Below are 15,223 nucleotides of genomic sequence, written 5' to 3' on the forward strand. Positions count from 1 at the left end.
GGACTTGTAGACGGCGTCGGCGCCGTCGGTGGCGATGTTGTCCTTGGTGAGGATGGTGAAGCCGGTCTGGATCTTCTCCTCCGTGGCCTCACCCTTCAGCGCCGCGATGGCCTGCTTCACGCCGTCGGAGCCGATGGTGGCGGGCTCCTGGGCGACGAGGGCCTGGACGGTGCCGGCTTCGAGGGCCTTCACCTGGGCGGGGCCGGCGTCGAAGCCGACGATGGTGACCGATCCCTGCTTGCCGGCCTGCTGGACGCCGGTGGCGGAGCCTTCGGCGGCGAACAGGTTGGCGGCGAAGATGCCGACGATGTCGGGGTCCTTCTGCAGCGCGGCGGTGACGATCTCCGCGGCSGTGGAGGGCTCGTTGTGGGAGTACTGCACACCCACCGATTCGAACTTGCTGTCCTTGGCGACGGCGTCTTCGAAGCCCTGGGCGCGGGCGTCGGTGGTGGAGACACCGGGGTCGGTGGACACGACGAGCACCTTGCCACCGTTGGGGTTGGCCTCCTGGATGGCTTCGAACGCGGCGGCGCCGCCGCCTTCGTTGTCGGAGGAGATCTGCGACACCGCACCGGAGGGGTCCTCCAGCGTCGTGTCGACCAGGACGACCTTGATCCCGGCGGCCTCGGCGGCGGCGATGGGGGCCTGCATGGCGGACACGTCGGTCGGGGCGATCAGCAGCGCGTCGGGCTGGGACGCCACGACGGCNCGACACCGCACCGGAGGGGTCCTCCAGCGTCGTGTCGACCAGGACGACCTTGATCCCGGCGGCCTCGGCGGCGGCGATGGGGGCCTGCATGGCGGACACATCCGTCGGCGCGATGAGCAGCGCGTCGGGCTGGGACGCCACGACGGCATCCACGATCGGCTTCTGCAGGGTCGGGTCGAACTTCTCGGGACCCTGGGTGGTGACGGTGGCGCCTTCTTTTTCTGCTTCGGCTTCGATGCCGCACTGCATAGAGATGTAGAACTCATCTCCCGCGACGCCCTGCACGAACGCGATCTTGTACCCGTCCTCGGCACCGCCCGATGCGCCGCCGGACGCTGCTCCACCGGAGCAGCCCGCGAGGGTCAGGGTCGCCGCCATGCCGAAGACCGTCAGTGCGGTCGCCTTGTTGTTCCACTTCATTGTGATCACCGTTCTTGTGTGTCGGGTTCTGGGTAAGGGGTGGAGGAATGGATGCCGCCGCGGCTCAACCGCGCCGACCTCCGCTGAGGAATTTGCGCCAGAGGCCCTGGCTGTTGCCGCGGGTCGCGGCGGTGCGGCGTACCTGGTCGACGTAGACGGCGGTGATCAGCACCGCGCCGACGGCGACCTGTTGCCAGAAGGGCTGCACACCGGTGATGACGAAGCCGTTCTGCAGCACCGCCGGGATGAACAGGCCGACGACGGTGCCCATGATGGTGCCGACGCCGCCGAACAGCGAGGTGCCGCCGATGACGACCGCGGCGATGACGTTCAGGTTCGTCTGGGTCTGCCCCGCGATGGCGGTCGTGGAGAACTGCGACAGCGACAGGATGCCGCCGAGCCCGGCCAGTGCGCCCGAGATCGTGTAGATCTTGATGAGCTGCGCGTCGACCTTCACGCCGACACGGCGGGCCGCGATCTCGCTCGATCCGACGGCCAGCGTGTACAGGCCGAAGCGCGTGTAGTGCAGCACGATCGCGCCGATGACGACCACGACCAGCGCGATGACGCTGATGATCGGCACCGAGCCGAAGACGTTGCCATAACCGATCGAGACCGTGAGCACGGTGGGCACGTCGCGAACGTCGACGCCGCCGGTGAGGATCTGCGCGAGACCGAGGGCCATTCCGAGCGAGCCCAGCGTCACGATCAGCGGCGGGATCTTCGCCTTGGCGATGAGGAAGCCGTTCAGCAGTCCCCAGCACACGCCGCTGAGCACGGCGACGATGATGCCGACGATGGCGACGCCCCATCCTTCGCCGCCCATCGCCCGCATCACGAGTGCGGCGACGACGCCGGAGAAGACGAGGACGGAACCCACCGACAGGTCGATGCCGGCGGTGATGATCACGTACGTCATGCCGACGGCGAGAACGGCGAGGATCGAGGCGTTCTGGATGATGAGCCGGAAGTTCGACCACTGGGCGAACGACTCGGGGGCCAGGATGCTGAACACGATGATGATCGCCAGCAGCACCAGGAGGATCTGGAACGCCTGGGTGCGCAGCACGGCCACGAACGGGTTGGCCTTCTTGTTGTCGTCGAAGGTGCCGATGGCGACGGTTTCGGTGGGGGGTGTGGTGGTGCTCATTTCTGGTCGTCCTTCGTGACGGCGCCGGTCATGAGCCCGACGAGTTCTTCCATGGAGGTCTGCTTGGCGTCGATGTTCGCCACACGAGTACCCAGGCGCAGCACCTGGATGCGGTCGCACACGTCCATGACGTGGGGCATGGAGTGGGAGATGAGAACGACGGCGATGCCCTTGTCGCGGACGCGGCGGATCGTTTCGAGGACGTTCTTGGTCTGACGCACGCCGAGGGCGGCGGTGGGTTCGTCGAGGAAGACCAGGCGCCCGGCCCAGTGCACGGCACGGGCGATCGCGATCGCCTGCCGCTGCCCACCGGACATCTCCCCCACGGGAGAGGTGAGGGATCTCACGGTGGCGCCGAGTTCGTCGAACGCGGCGCGAGAGGCGACGGCCATGTCCTTCGTCTTCATGAACCCCAGGGCCCCGGCGAGGCCCGGGCGGCGGATCTCCCGGCCGAGGTACTCGTCGAACGCGGCGCGAGAGGCGACGGCCATGTCCTTCGTCTTCATGAACCCCAGGGCCCCGGCGAGGCCCGGGCGGCGGATCTCCCGGCCGAGGTACATGTTCTGCACGGGGTCGAGGTGCGGGGCGAGGGCGAGGTCCTGGTACACCGTCTCGATACCGAGGGCGGAGGCGACCTGCGGGTTGGACATCTCGATCGGCTTGCCGTCGAAGAGGATCTCGCCCTCATCGACCGCCAGGTTGCCCGACAGGGCTTTCACGAGGGTNCGAGGTGCGGGGCGAGGGCGAGGTCCTGGTACACCGTCTCGATACCGAGGGCGGAGGCGACCTGCGGGTTGGACATCTCGATCGGCTTGCCGTCGAAGAGGATCTCGCCCTCATCGACCGCCAGGTTGCCCGACAGGGCTTTCACGAGGGTGGACTTGCCGGCGCCGTTGTCGCCGATCAACGCGGTGACTTCTCCGGGGTAGACCTCGAAGTCGACGTTGTTGAGGGCGCGGACATGGCCGAACTGACGCGAGAGACCCCGCGCCTGCAGCACGGGCACGGTCGTGGTGGTGCTCATGAAGCAGCTCCTTCGTGGTGGCCGAGGGCCCCGGCGGGGGCCTCGGAGACGGTGACGACGAGGTGGGCGCGGTGGCGTCCGCGCTCGACGACGGCGGCGTTGGCCTCGTCGACGTCGCGAACCCACGCGACGGCCTCGTCGTGGGGGTGGTCGTGGGAGAGGCGGCGTGTCACCAGCCGCTCGCGACGCTCGGCGGCGTCGACATCGAGGAACCAGACCTCGTCGAGTCGGGATGCCACGGCATCCCACCCGAACCGGTCGTGCAGCAGGTAGTTGCCCTCGGTGATGACGAGGGGTACCTCGGCGGGCACGAGCACCGCCGAGCCGATGGACTCCTCGAGGCTGCGGTCGAAGCGAGGGGCGTAGACCGCGTGACCGGCACGGATGCGGTCGAGGAGGGCGACATAGCCCTCGACGTCGAACGTGTCGGGGGCACCTTTGCGCTCGCGCCGTCCGAGGCGCACCAGCTCCTCGTTGGCCAGGTGGAAGCCGTCCATGCCGACGAGGATCGCGTCATCGCCGAGGGCGTCGAGCAGCGCGTCACTGACGGTGGATTTGCCCGCCCCGGGGGTACCGGCGATACCCAGCACACGACGCTCGCCGGCAGCGGCGAGGGCGCGGGCACGGTCGACGAGGTCGACGATGCGCACGGTCGCGGCGGCCGGGGTCGCGGCGGTCTCCGAAGTGTGGGTCACGGCTGTGTGGGTCCTTCCGGGCGGCGTCGCACATCGGGAGTGCTGCGTCGGCGAAGCGGTTTCCGGTGGGGTGCACCGGTCGAACTTTGGTTACGGTACGGCCACCATGTCACCGGTGTCAACACCCGTGATCAATTCGTCATGACACCGAAGTCATCCGCGTGATTCTGTGGTTATAGTGGGCCGCGACGACACCGCCGTCGTCCTCGCCTCCAGGACCCGCGAAAGAGCCCACCCATGACCGAATTCACCGACCGCACCATCCTCGTCACCGGCGCCGGTGGCGGCATCGGCGGCGCGACCGTCCGCCACCTCGTCGCCGCGGGCGCGACCGTGCTCGCCGCTGGTCGCACCGCCGACAGCGTCGAGGCGATCGCCGCCGAGACCGGCGCCGAGCCCGTGGTCTTCGACCTCGAGTCCGAAGACGAGATCCGCACCGCGATCGAGGGCCGCGACCTCTACGGCGTCGTCAACTGCGGCGGCTGGGGTGGCGAGATCGCGACCCCCATGGAGACCGACATCGACGTGTTCGACAAGGTCATGAGCATCAACGCCCGCGGCTCGCTGCTTGTCACCAAGTACGCCTCGCGCGAGATGATCCGCGTCGGCAAGGGCGGTGCGATCGTCAACGTATCCAGCCAGGCCAGCCTCGTCGCCCTCACCGGCCACATCTCGTACGGCTCCTCCAAGGCGGCGCTCGACAACATCACGCGCGTGTCGGCCCTCGAGCTCGGCGGCTACGGCATCCGCGTCAACAGCGTCAACCCGACCGTCGTGATGACGCCGATGTCGGCCTGGTACTGGGGTCGCCCCGACATCGAGGGCCCGTTCCTCGAAGCGATGCCCCTGCACAAGTGGGCGACCGAGGACGACATCGCCGCCCCGATCGTGTTCCTGCTCAGCGACGGTGCCGGCATGATCTCGGGCGTTTCGCTTCCCATCGACGGCGGCTACTCCAGCCGCTGATCCCGGATGCCGCGGGGCGGCGCCGCGGTGGGCGGCGCCGTTTCGCGGTCGCGGCGGCACGGCACAACCTCAGTGATTCGCACAGGGTCAGTGGCATTCGGCCCTGGCGGTTGAGGTTGTGCGGATCGCTGACTTTGCGCGGCGGCGGCTGCGGTGGTGCTGCGGTGGCGGCGGGTGCGCGGTGGGCGCGGGCGACGCGCGTTGGGTGATGCGTATCCTCAGCGATTCGCGCAAGGTCAGTGGCTTTCCGCGGTGGAGGGCTGAAGTTGTGCGAATCGCTGACTTTGCGTGGCCGTAGTCCGGGCGCAACTTGTGGTGCCGCCGCCGATCCCTCGGGCGAGCCCGCGCCTCCGGTCGGCCACCACGGCGACCGCGCCGTCAACGGCGACCACGACCGCGGCGGCAACGGCGACCGCGGCCCGACCGCGACGTCAACGGCGACCACGACCGCGGCGGCAACGGCGACCACGGCCCGACCGCGACGTCAACGGCGACCACGGCCCGACCGCGACGGCGACCACGACCGCAATGACGAACACGGCCCGACCGGAACGGCGACCGCGGCTATCGCTTCGGCTTCTCGTGAAGCCGCGGGGCCCGTGCCGCAGGGATAAGCGGGCTACAGGCCTAGCGTCCGCCGCAGGAAGTCGTTGCGGAAGACGCCGCGCGGGTCGGCTTCGCGGGCGGCGGCGAGGAAGTCATCGACGCGGGTGAGCGTTGCGCGCACGGCGTTGCCGGGCATGGTGAACGCCTTGCCCCAGTGCGGCCGCACGTCGAATGGCGCCAGGGCCGCCTCGATGCTCGGCAACACCCCGAGAACCCCGTCGGTGTCGTTACGCCACGTGAAGTGGATGGCGAGGACGTCGCGCTGGTAGGCCGGGCTCAGCCACAGCTCGTCGGCGGCGACGGTGCGCAACTCGCTCACCAGCAGCTGCGCGTCGAACGCGGGGGCGACGGCTTTCACCACGGCGAGGGCCTCGCGCGCCGACGCCAGTGGAACGAAGTACTCGGTCTGGATCTCGTCGCCGTCGCTGGGGAGCGCATCGGCGCGGAAGTGCGGCAGACGCGTGTGCCACGGCCCGGGCGTGCCGCGCGGGGTGGTGTTGTCGACGGTGCGGATACGCCCCAGATGGATGTCGTCGCCGACGGGACGCCCGCCCAGCTCTTCGACCCAGTCGGGCGCGCCGTCGTCGCTCTTCACCCACACCATGTCGTGCGCGGGGTCGCCCCACGTGGTGAAGACGCTGACGCTGCGCGAGCCGCCGAACACCCGCTCGGGGTCACCCGCGATGTCGTCCCACGCGACGCCGGTGTACGCCTGCTGCGTCACCTGGTAGCTCGGTTCGGTCTGCAGTTCGACGGCGGTCACGACACCGAAAGCGCCGAGCCCGATCGCCGCGGCCGGGAACCAGGCGTGGGCCTGGTCGACGTGGTGCGTGTGCCCGTCGGCATCCATGATGTCGAGCGCCCGTACCGCGCTCGATAGGTTGCCGTTTCGCACACCCGAGCCGTGGGTGCCCGTGGCAGTGGCGCCGGCGACCGAGATGTGGGGGAGCGAGCCCAGGTTGTGCAGCGCGCGCCCCTCGGCCTCGATCACGGGCGCGAGCTGGGCGAAGGTGACGAGCCCCTCGACGCGCACGCGATCGCCGATCACCTCGACGCGGGTCGGCAGGCGCTCGAGCGAGACCAGCGCCGCGCCGGAGTCGGCGACGTCGTTGAACGTGTGCCGCGTGGCCTGGACGCGCAGCGTGCCAGCGGATGCCACGACCTCGGCGAGCTCGACGAGGTCACTCGGCAGGAGCACCTCGGTGGCGCGGTAGCGGTGGTTGCCCGACCAGGTGGCTCCGGGGTCGCGTCTGTGGATCACGCTTCCCATCCTGCCTCGAACCTCCGACATCGGAGTCGCCGCTGTCCGCCGTCGTTCGCCGTCGCCTCGCCGCGGCGGAGGAGATTCTGGAAGAGGAGGACGCTGTGGCGGTGGGTCTCCTCCCCTCTCGGGATCTCCTCCCGCCACGGTGGTCGTCGCTTCCGCCGCGTCGGACTCAGCGAGCCGGGAACAGCTGCGCCTCGAACACCGCCTCGGCCGCGCCGACGAGCAGGCGGTCCTCGCCCAGCTCGGCGACGGCCAGGCGCAGGCCGTCGGCGCAAGCCGGCACCGTCTGCGCGCGGACGGCGGTGTCGAGGCCGTCGAGGTCGCGGGCGGCGAGCACGGCGAGGAAGCCGCCCAGCACGATGACCGCCGGGTTCAGCACGTTCGCCGCGTTCGCCAGCGCCGTCGCGAGGATCCTCCGCTGCCGATCGACCTCGGCGTGCGCCGCGGGATCGGAGGTGGATGCCAGGGCAGCAGCGAGGACCGCGTCGTCGCCGCCGTCGAGGCCCACCGCCGACAGCAGCAGCGCTCGGCTCACCTCGTCTTCGAGCACCCCGCCGCTCGCGCGCCGGTCGGCCGCGTCGACGATGCCGGGGCGGTTCTGCCCGAACTCCCCGGCGTAGCCGCCGGCGCCGCCGAGAGGGACGCCGCCGACGATCACGGCGCCGCCGATGCCGCTCGCGCCGCCGTTGAGGTAGACCACGTCGTGCGCGCCGCGCGCCGCACCGAAGAGGTGCTCGGCCAGAGCGCCGAGGGCCGCGTCGTTGCCGACGTGGGCGGTGAGGGTCGTGGCATCCGTCATCAGCTCCGAGAGCGGAGCGTCACGCCACTGCAGGTGGGGTGCCTCGCGGACGAGTCCGTCGGACGCGCGTACCGGGCCGGGTACAGCCACGCCCACACCGACGATCCGGCTCTCGGCGAGCGGTCCGCTCCGCCAGCCGGCGAGGGCCTCCTCGACCAGCTCGGCCGTGCGCTCGGGAGTCAGGAGGGCGGTCTGCTCGAGGCGCCGGCGCGCAATGATCGTGCCGTCGAGGGTCACGGCGCCGATGTCGAGCGCATCGACCTCGGGGTTGACCGCCACGGCGACCACCCGGGGGTCGGGCACGACGATGGGGGAGGGACGACCGACGCGCCCCAGGGCCTCGGACGCTCGCTCGATCACGAGGCCGGCACGCTGCAGTTCGCCCACGAGATCGGCGATCGTCGAGCGATTTAGCCCCGTCGCCTCGGTGAGTGCGGCGCGCGAACGCGGACCCTCGCGGTGCACGGTGCGCAGCACGAGCGAGAGGTTGGCACGGCGCATGCCGTCGCCCCGACTCCCCGCGGTGACCATGCCACCACTGTGCCACGGGCGGGTGCGGTCAAGGACTCGCGTGAACCGTGACGGCCCGCTCTGGCGTGAGCGCTCACGTGGCCACGACTCGCATCCGCCGCCGAGGCCGCCGCTCTCCTCACGCATAAACACGATTCGTGCGCATAAACGCGCTGTCGTCGTGTTTCGGCGCACGAATCGTGTTTATGCGTGGATGCCGAGCCGGCGTCGGCGTTGCGCGGCGGCGGCGATCCCGCGCGATGGCGCCCCATTCCCACCCCGGTCCCGCGCGATGGCGCCCCATTCCCACCCCGGTCCCGCGCGATGGCGCCCCATTCCCACCCCGGGCGCCCCATTCCCACCCCGGTCAAAGGCGGCGGTGCGAGGATCGGAGCATGGACCTTTCCGGCATCCCCGTCACCACCCTCCAGGGCGAAGAGACCACCTTCGGCGCGCTGACCGAGGGCAGGGCCGCGCTCGTGGTGAACGTCGCCTCCCGCTGCGGGCTCTCGGGGCAGTACGAGACCCTCGAAGAGCTGCACAAGCGCTACGCCGACCGCGGATTCACCGTGATCGGCTTTCCGAGCAACCAGTTCCTGCAGGAGCTCAGCGACAGCGACAAGATCGCCGAGTACTGCTCGTCGACGTGGGGCGTGACGTTCCCGATGACCGAGAAGGTCAAGGTCAACGGGCGAAACGCCCACCCGCTCTACAAGGAGCTGACGCAGACCCCGGATGCCGAGGGCAAGACCGGCCGCATCTCGTGGAATTTCGAGAAGTTCGTCGTGGCTCCCGACGGCCGCGTGACCCGCTTCAGCCCGCGGACGCTCCCCGACGCCCCCGAGGTCGTCGCCGCGATCGAAGACGCGCTGCCCAGCTGAGCGTCCCCCACGCGGGGGAGGTGCGCGCGGGCCGGTGTGCCTACGGTGAAGCCATGACACGCCACGATCCCGAGCGCTCATCCGCGGTGAACCCGATCGCGATCGGCATCGTCCTCGGGTTGCCGGCGGGCGCCGCCATCGGCGTGTTCGGCTTCGACAATCTCGCCCTCGGGTTGCTGCTGGGCGCCGCCGTAGGTCTGACCGCCGGGGTCGCGGCCGACACGCTCCTCCGGAGGCGTTCGGATCGGTGACGCGCCCGCGGCCGTGATGTCGGGCGGCTGAGGCGCCCCGGCGCTCGTCGGTAATCTGAGCGACATGACCGATGCTGTCGTCCTCGTCTCCGGCGGTGCCGCCGTCACCCCGTACACCGACCCGGAGCGCGCGGCCGCGTCCGGCCTCGCGGCGGGCAACACGATGACCGCCCTCCGCGCGCACTTCCTCGACCACGGCATCCGCGTGTTCACCGCTCCGGCCCGCATCGGTGAGGGAGAGGTGGGGGAGGATGCCGGGTGGCAGGGCTTCGCCGACGTCCCCGTCGTGCTCCCGGCCGACGTCACGATCAACGCCGTGGGCCGCGTCGACGACGCCGGGGTCGCACTCGCCGGGTTCTTGCGGCGCCTCGCCGCGGACGAGGGCGTGACCAGCGTCGACCTCGTCGGTCACTCGATGGGCGGCCTGTTCTCACGCGCCGCGATCCGCGAGCTGGGCGACGACAGCCTCCGGATCGAACGGCTCGTGACACTCGGCACCCCGTGGGACGGATCGGTGCTCGGCGACCTCCTCGACGGCGAGCTCTCGGAGGATGACGCGCACGACGACCCGGCGACACAGCAGATCTTCGCCGAGGTGCGCCCGTACGCGGATGCCCACTCCCAGGGGGCCGCGCACGAGGTGTCGCGCCGGTTCCTGCGCGAGTGGAACGATGCCCAGGCGGGTGTGCTCGACCGCATCCCGGTGACGGCGATCGGCGCGGGGTACTTCGCCGCGGCGACCGAGCCGGCGCAGCTGTGGCCGCACGACGGTCTCGTCTCGCTGACCAGTGGACGCGCCGACGAGATTCCCGCCGCGGTGCTGCCGACCGTCGAACGGCACTCGTTCTCCGATCACGTGCACAGCATCTTCTTCGCCGAGGCGTTCGGGCTGCCGTGGGACCGCGCGCTCACGTGGGATCCGGAGGTGTTCGCGGTCGTGGACAGGGCGCTCGGGGTCTGAGGCAGGGGCTGGACGCCGCGGCATCCGCCATATATGTTGTGAGCACCAACAAACCCCGATGTGCGTCATGACGCACCCGTGCGTCTCCATGCGAAGGAGCAGGAATGCCCACCCCCACCCGCGATGACAAGTTCTCGTTCGGACTCTGGACCGTCGGCTACAACGGCACCGACCCCTTCGGCGGCCCGACCCGCGAGCCCCTCGACGTCGTGCACGTCGTCGAGAAGCTCGCCGAGCTCGGTGCCTACGGCCTGACCTTCCACGACGACGACCTCTTCGCCTTCGGCTCGACCGATGCCGAGCGTCAGACGCAGATCGACCGCCTCAAGGGCGCGATGAAGGACACCGGCATCATCACGCCGATGGTCACCACCAACCTCTTCTCGGCCCCCGTCTTCAAGGACGGCGGGTTCACCTCGAACGACCGCCAGGTGCGCCGCTTCGCGCTGCGCAAGGTTCTGCGCAACCTCGACCTCGCCGCGGAGCTGGGAGCTCAGACCTTCGTCATGTGGGGCGGCCGCGAGGGCGCTGAGTACGACTCCGCGAAGGACATCCGCCAGGCGCTCGAACGCTACCGCGAGGCCGTCAATCTGCTCGGCGACTACGTCACCGACAAGGGCTACGACATCCGCTTCGCCATCGAGCCCAAGCCGAACGAGCCCCGCGGCGACATCCTGCTGCCGACCCTCGGCCACGCGATCGCCTTCATCGACTCGCTCGAGCGTCCCGAGCTCGTCGGCCTGAACCCCGAGGTGGGCCACGAGCAGATGGCGGGCCTGAACTTCGCCGCCGGTATCGCCCAGGCGCTGTACCACGGCAAGCTCTTCCACATCGACCTCAACGGTCAGCGCGGCATCAAGTACGACCAGGACCTCGTCTTCGGTCACGGTGACCTGCACAACGCGTTCGCGCTCGTCGACCTTCTCGAGAACGGCGGCCCCGGCGGCGTCCCCGCTTACGACGGCCCCCGCCACTTCGACTACAAGCCCTCGCGCACCGAAGACGAGACGGGCGTCTGGGACTCGGTCTCGGCCAACATGAACACCTATCTGCTGCTCAAGGAGCGCGCCGCGGCCTTCCGCGCCGACCCCGAGGTGCAGGAGGCGCTCGAGGCTGCGAAGGTGGCCGAGCTCGCGCAGCCGACGCTGAACGAGGGCGAGACCTATGACGACTTCCTCGCCGACCGCTCGGCGTACGAGGACTTCGACACCGACGCCTACCTCGGCGGCAAGGGCTTCGGCTTCGTGCGCCTGCAGCAGCTCGCCACCGAGCACCTGCTCGGCGCGCGCTGAGTTCGGAGGGGCCCGGATGCCACGGCATCCGGGCACCCGTCCGTCCGACGCGGCCGGCGGGTCCGTCTCGGCGTCGCTAATCCGGTTCCCGGCCCCGCCTAACCCCTGTTGAGTGTCCACAACACTCCGCGCCACCGGCGCGCGAACGGCGAGTTGTGGACACTCAACGGGGGAGCCCGCCTCGCGGGCGCTCGAACACCACAGACCGCGCCGACGAAGGCGCGGCAGACAGAAGGGCAGAGCATGGCGCTCGTCATGGGAGTCGATTCGTCGACGCAGTCGTGCAAGGTCGTCGTCGCCGACGCCGAGACCGGGCGCGTGGTGCGCGAGGGGCGTGCGCCGCATCCCCCCGGCACCTCGGTCGATCCCGAGGCGTGGTGGCGCGCACTGCAGGATGCCATCGCGCAAGCCGGCGGCCTCGACGACGTCGCGGCGGTCTCGATCGCCGGTCAGCAGCACGGAATGGTCGTGCTGGATGCCGAGGGGCGCGTCATCCGCGATGCCCTGCTGTGGAACGACACCCGTTCAGCGCAGGCTGCGCGCGACCTGATCGACGAGGTCGGCGCCGGCGCCTACGCCGAGCGCACCGGGGCGGTGCCGGTCGCCTCGTTCACCGGCACCAAGCTCCGCTGGCTGCGGGATGCCGAACCCGACAACGCCGCGCGCGTCGCCGCCGTCGCGTTACCGCACGACTGGCTGACGTGGCGCCTCCGCGGGTTCGGGCCCGGCAACGCCGTGCTCGGCGAGCTCGTCACCGATCGCTCGGACGCGTCGGGAACCGCGTACTGGGGTGCCGACGGCTACGACCTCGACCTGTTCCGCCGCGCACTGGGCCACGAGGCGGTGCTGCCTCGTGTGCTCGGGCCGTGGGAGAGCGCGGGGACGCTCCCCGGCGGCGCCCTCGTCGGTCCCGGCGCGGGCGACAACGCGGGTGCCGCCCTGGGGCTCGGCGCGGGCGTGGGCGACGTGGTGGTATCACTCGGTACCTCCGGCACGGTCTTCGCGGTCGCCGACGTACCCACGCGCGACACGACGGGCACGGTCGCCGGTTTCGCGGATGCGACCGGCCGGTTCCTGCCACTGGTCGCCACCCTCAACGCCGCCCGCGTGCTCGACGCCGTCGCCGGGTTGCTCGGTGTCCCGCACGACGAGCTCGGTGCCCTCGCCCTCGAGGCCGAGCCCGGCGCCGGCGGCATCGTGCTCGTGCCCTGGTTCGAGGGGGAGCGCACCCCCAACCTCCCGCAGGCGCAGGCGTCGCTGACCGGTCTCACTCTGGCATCCACGAACCGTCCGAACCTCGCGCGCGCCGCGATCGAGGGGATGCTGAGCGGCCTGGCCGTCGGGCTCGACGCGATCCGGGCGCAGGGCGTGGAGGTGCGGCGCATCCTGCTGATCGGGGGAGCTGCCGCCAACGAGGGCGTCGCGCGTATCGCCGCGCAGGTGTTCGACGCCGAGATCGTCGTGCCGGCCGCGGGCGAGTACGTCGCCCTCGGAGCGGCGCGGCAGGCGGCGGGCGTGCTGGCGGGCGGCCCGGTCGATTGGACGGTCGTCACCACGCGCGCCGTAGAGCCCGACCATCGCCCCGCCATCCGAGAGCGCTACGACGTCGTCGCCGCGTTGCGTGCGGCAGAGTAGACCTGGGCCGTCGGCATCTTGTAAGGGGGATGCCGACGGCTCCCGTCCCGCGTGAACGGTCGGTCGGCAGGCGCCGGCCCGACCAGGGCGTGATCCAGCGAACGGCCCCTTTCGGGTGCGATCGAGATGCTGCGCGATCGTCGGGGGTCGAGGCGAGGCTGGTCTGCCGAGGGACGGGTGCGTGGACGCGGATGACGCGGCGCGCCGGTCCTCGGCTCAGCGCACCGTGTCGGTCAGCGCTCCGGCCACCCACCGCTCGACATCCCGCCGGCGGCGCAGGCGCACCACCGGCAGATCGCGGCGCAGTGCGGGGATCCGCTCGCGATACTTCCTCCGCGTCGCGAACGACCACCGCACGATGTGCTCGGGGTCGGTGAAGAACGTCCGCAGGGGAGGTTCCACGTTGCCGTTCCACAGGCGTTCGCGGCGAAGGCGCCGTCGCACCGTCCGGGCGACGACACGGGGGAGTGTCGCGGTCGCGAACGGCAGGTCGAGCCACACCAGCAGGTCGGCGCGAGCGGTCAGCAGGGGCCGCGCGTCGGAGTACTGCCACTCGGTCACCCAGGTGTCCCGCGCGACGAGGGCGCGCACGTCATCGACGAATGCGGGCCGGGGCGTCCAGTCCGGCCCGTGGAACAGCGCGTCGATCTCGGTATGGGGGATGCCGGTGATCTCGGCGATCCGCCGCGCCAGCGTCGTCTTGCCCACACCCGACACCCCCGCGACGACGATCCGCCGGGGCCGCGCGGGCAGCGGGTCGGTGGCGCACAGCATCCGCCGATCGTACGGCTCAGCCGGCGGCGAGATCACACCTGTTCGCCGAGATGACGTGTCGTTCGCGGTAACGGCGTGTATTCTCGGGAAACGCGTGTGATCTCGGCGCTGGTGGAACGCACCAATGGATGCCGCGGCGGGCGCCCGCATGGCCTCCGTCAACGAGGCGCGAACGAGGCCAGGGCTTCGCGGTACGACCTGTTGTCATCGCGGTCGCCCGTGGTGACGAGCAGTCCGCTCGACCCGACCGAGCGCACGAACGTCCCCTCGCAGGCGAGGACGATGATCTTCCCAAGCCCCCGCCGCCAAGCGGCGGCGAGGTGGTCCACGGCCCGCCGCTCCGGCTGGGCCTCGTAATTCGGGGGGAGGGCGGAACGGATGGACGCGAACGATCGTTCGTCCCACGCCCGGTGCGACGGGTCGTCGAACACCTCGTCGCCAAAGGCGTCGCGCCATGAGGGCCCCGCCAGGCGCGCGAGCAGGGCCGGCCGTTCCTCGACCGGTGTGTCCTGTCGCATGAGGCGGTCCATCGCCTCGGCGTCGTGCGGTCGCGCCGCGTGTTCGACGACCGCCGTCCAGACGTCGGGCCAAGCGGCGGCCCAGCGGGCGCGTTCGCTCTCGGTCAGCGACCTGGACGCCGGGGCGGGCGAGTCGAGCAGTGGGGGCGGCGCGTCACCCGCCACCGTGAGATCGAACGCCTCGCGCACCCACAGCAGCTCGTTGACCGTGGTCGGGCGATCGTCGGTCGTCATGGTCATGCCGCGCGGCCACGGGTTGCCGGGGATCGGATGCGAGGACCTCATGACGCCCGGCGTCCGTGTGCCGCGACAGGGATCACGGGCGCTTCACCAGGAGCGTGTCGCCCACGAGTTCCGCGGAATCCGGGTCGAGTTGCGACGGTGACGAAGCGTACTCCACGACGATGCCCGCCGCGGTCTCGCCCGACAGGCCCGGTCCCCCGCAGAAGCCGAGATACTCCTCGGGGTCGTCGGCGGGGAGGTGCAGGATGCACGCCGTGGCCGACTGATCCTTCACCGCCCAATAGCGGTCGCCCGCGGAGTCTTCGCCGACGTATCGGCTGCTGTCGCCGTCGTAGAGGGAGGCGACGTCGGCGGGCAGCAGATCGGCGGACTGCTGGGCGCGGTCGAAGATCACGTCGGCGGAGGGCGGATCGGCGACGACCGACTCCCCGGAGCATCCCGCGAGCAGGGCGACGGCGCTCGTGACGAGAAGAACGGCGGCGCGGTGTCGCATGCCGCCCACCGTAGGCGGGCCCGCACCGG

General features: G+C 70.8%; 15 protein-coding genes and 2 pseudogenes. 6 read left to right on the forward strand and 11 right to left on the reverse strand.

The features are described 5' to 3' along the window. The 6 genes and pseudogenes from ASF76_RS07475 to ASF76_RS07500 form a co-directional block, all read right to left on the reverse strand. A partial coding sequence (locus ASF76_RS07475) for a substrate-binding domain-containing protein (RefSeq protein WP_055957099.1) occupies positions 1-708 on the reverse strand: 708 nt, incomplete at both ends. 1 nt (position 709) lies between these two features. Beyond that, positions 710-1,129, reverse strand: a pseudogene (locus ASF76_RS17725) (substrate-binding domain-containing protein); the annotation flags it as partial. Positions 1,130-1,193: 64 nt separating this feature from the next. Beyond that, positions 1,194-2,279 (reverse strand): ABC transporter permease, encoded by a 1,086-nt coding sequence (locus ASF76_RS07485; protein WP_055955503.1) that lies wholly within the window; start codon positions 2,277-2,279, stop codon positions 1,194-1,196. Then, the coding region (locus ASF76_RS07490; protein ID WP_156459220.1) for an ATP-binding cassette domain-containing protein at positions 2,276-3,004 on the reverse strand (729 nt) is incomplete at its 5' end. The genes ASF76_RS07485 and ASF76_RS07490, both read right to left, overlap by 4 nt. Before the next feature lies 1 nt (position 3,005). Continuing rightward, a pseudogene (locus ASF76_RS07495) lies at positions 3,006-3,303 on the reverse strand (ATP-binding cassette domain-containing protein); the annotation flags it as partial. Beyond that, positions 3,300-3,998, reverse strand: a complete 699-nt coding sequence (locus ASF76_RS07500; protein ID WP_235561260.1) for a nucleoside/nucleotide kinase family protein — start codon at positions 3,996-3,998, stop codon at positions 3,300-3,302. The gene ASF76_RS07500 and the pseudogene ASF76_RS07495, both read right to left, overlap by 4 nt. A gap of 237 nt (positions 3,999-4,235) precedes the next feature. On the opposite strand from ASF76_RS07500, the gene ASF76_RS07505 reads away from it, so the two are divergent. After that, a complete protein-coding gene (locus ASF76_RS07505; RefSeq protein ID WP_055955512.1) occupies positions 4,236-4,964 on the forward strand; it encodes an SDR family oxidoreductase in 729 nt (242 codons plus the stop codon). A gap of 619 nt (positions 4,965-5,583) precedes the next feature. Here the strand turns inward: ASF76_RS07505 and ASF76_RS07510 are convergent. Further along, positions 5,584-6,831, reverse strand: coding sequence for a D-arabinono-1,4-lactone oxidase (locus tag ASF76_RS07510; protein ID WP_162240809.1), 1,248 nt, complete (start codon positions 6,829-6,831; stop codon positions 5,584-5,586). Positions 6,832-7,006: 175 nt separating this feature from the next. Next, positions 7,007-8,167: an ROK family transcriptional regulator gene (locus ASF76_RS07515; protein WP_055955520.1), complete on the reverse strand. Its 1,161-nt coding sequence runs from the start codon at positions 8,165-8,167 to the stop codon at positions 7,007-7,009. Between the two features lie 374 nt (positions 8,168-8,541). On the opposite strand from ASF76_RS07515, the gene ASF76_RS07520 reads away from it, so the two are divergent. The 5 genes from ASF76_RS07520 to xylB all read left to right on the forward strand — a co-directional run bounded on the left by ASF76_RS07520 (position 8,542) and on the right by xylB (position 13,166). Continuing rightward, on the forward strand, positions 8,542-9,027 hold the full coding sequence (locus tag ASF76_RS07520; RefSeq protein ID WP_055955522.1) for a glutathione peroxidase: 486 nt from the start codon (positions 8,542-8,544) through the stop codon (positions 9,025-9,027). A 53-nt stretch (positions 9,028-9,080) separates the two neighbouring features. Next, on the forward strand, positions 9,081-9,278 hold the full coding sequence (locus ASF76_RS07525; RefSeq protein ID WP_055955525.1) for a hypothetical protein: 198 nt from the start codon (positions 9,081-9,083) through the stop codon (positions 9,276-9,278). 64 nt (positions 9,279-9,342) lie between these two features. After that, entirely contained in the window at positions 9,343-10,239 is an 897-nt protein-coding gene (locus tag ASF76_RS07530; RefSeq protein ID WP_055955530.1) for an esterase/lipase family protein, read from the forward strand. Between the two features lie 104 nt (positions 10,240-10,343). Then, positions 10,344-11,531 (forward strand): xylose isomerase, encoded by a 1,188-nt coding sequence (gene xylA / locus ASF76_RS07535; RefSeq protein ID WP_055955535.1) that lies wholly within the window; start codon positions 10,344-10,346, stop codon positions 11,529-11,531. A 243-nt stretch (positions 11,532-11,774) separates the two neighbouring features. Beyond that, positions 11,775-13,166 carry a xylulokinase gene (gene xylB, locus ASF76_RS07540; protein ID WP_055955540.1) on the forward strand — a complete coding sequence of 464 codons (1,392 nt, stop codon included), beginning with the start codon at positions 11,775-11,777 and terminating at the stop codon, positions 13,164-13,166. Positions 13,167-13,382: 216 nt separating this feature from the next. On the opposite strand, the gene ASF76_RS07545 is transcribed toward xylB, so the two are convergent. The 3 genes from ASF76_RS07545 to ASF76_RS07555 all read right to left on the reverse strand — a co-directional run bounded on the left by ASF76_RS07545 (position 13,383) and on the right by ASF76_RS07555 (position 15,194). Further along, on the reverse strand, positions 13,383-13,940 hold the full coding sequence (locus tag ASF76_RS07545) for an AAA family ATPase (RefSeq protein ID WP_200936097.1): 558 nt from the start codon (positions 13,938-13,940) through the stop codon (positions 13,383-13,385). Between the two features lie 158 nt (positions 13,941-14,098). Then, positions 14,099-14,743, reverse strand: a complete 645-nt coding sequence (locus ASF76_RS07550) for a hypothetical protein (RefSeq protein WP_156459175.1) — start codon at positions 14,741-14,743, stop codon at positions 14,099-14,101. Positions 14,744-14,774: 31 nt separating this feature from the next. Further along, complete coding sequence (locus tag ASF76_RS07555; protein WP_055955546.1) at positions 14,775-15,194, reverse strand: hypothetical protein; 420 nt, start codon at positions 15,192-15,194, stop codon at positions 14,775-14,777. Positions 15,195-15,223 lie beyond the last annotated feature (29 nt).

The organism is Microbacterium sp. Leaf151, assembly GCF_001424225.1.
In the GTDB taxonomy this organism is placed as follows: domain Bacteria; phylum Actinomycetota; class Actinomycetes; order Actinomycetales; family Microbacteriaceae; genus Microbacterium.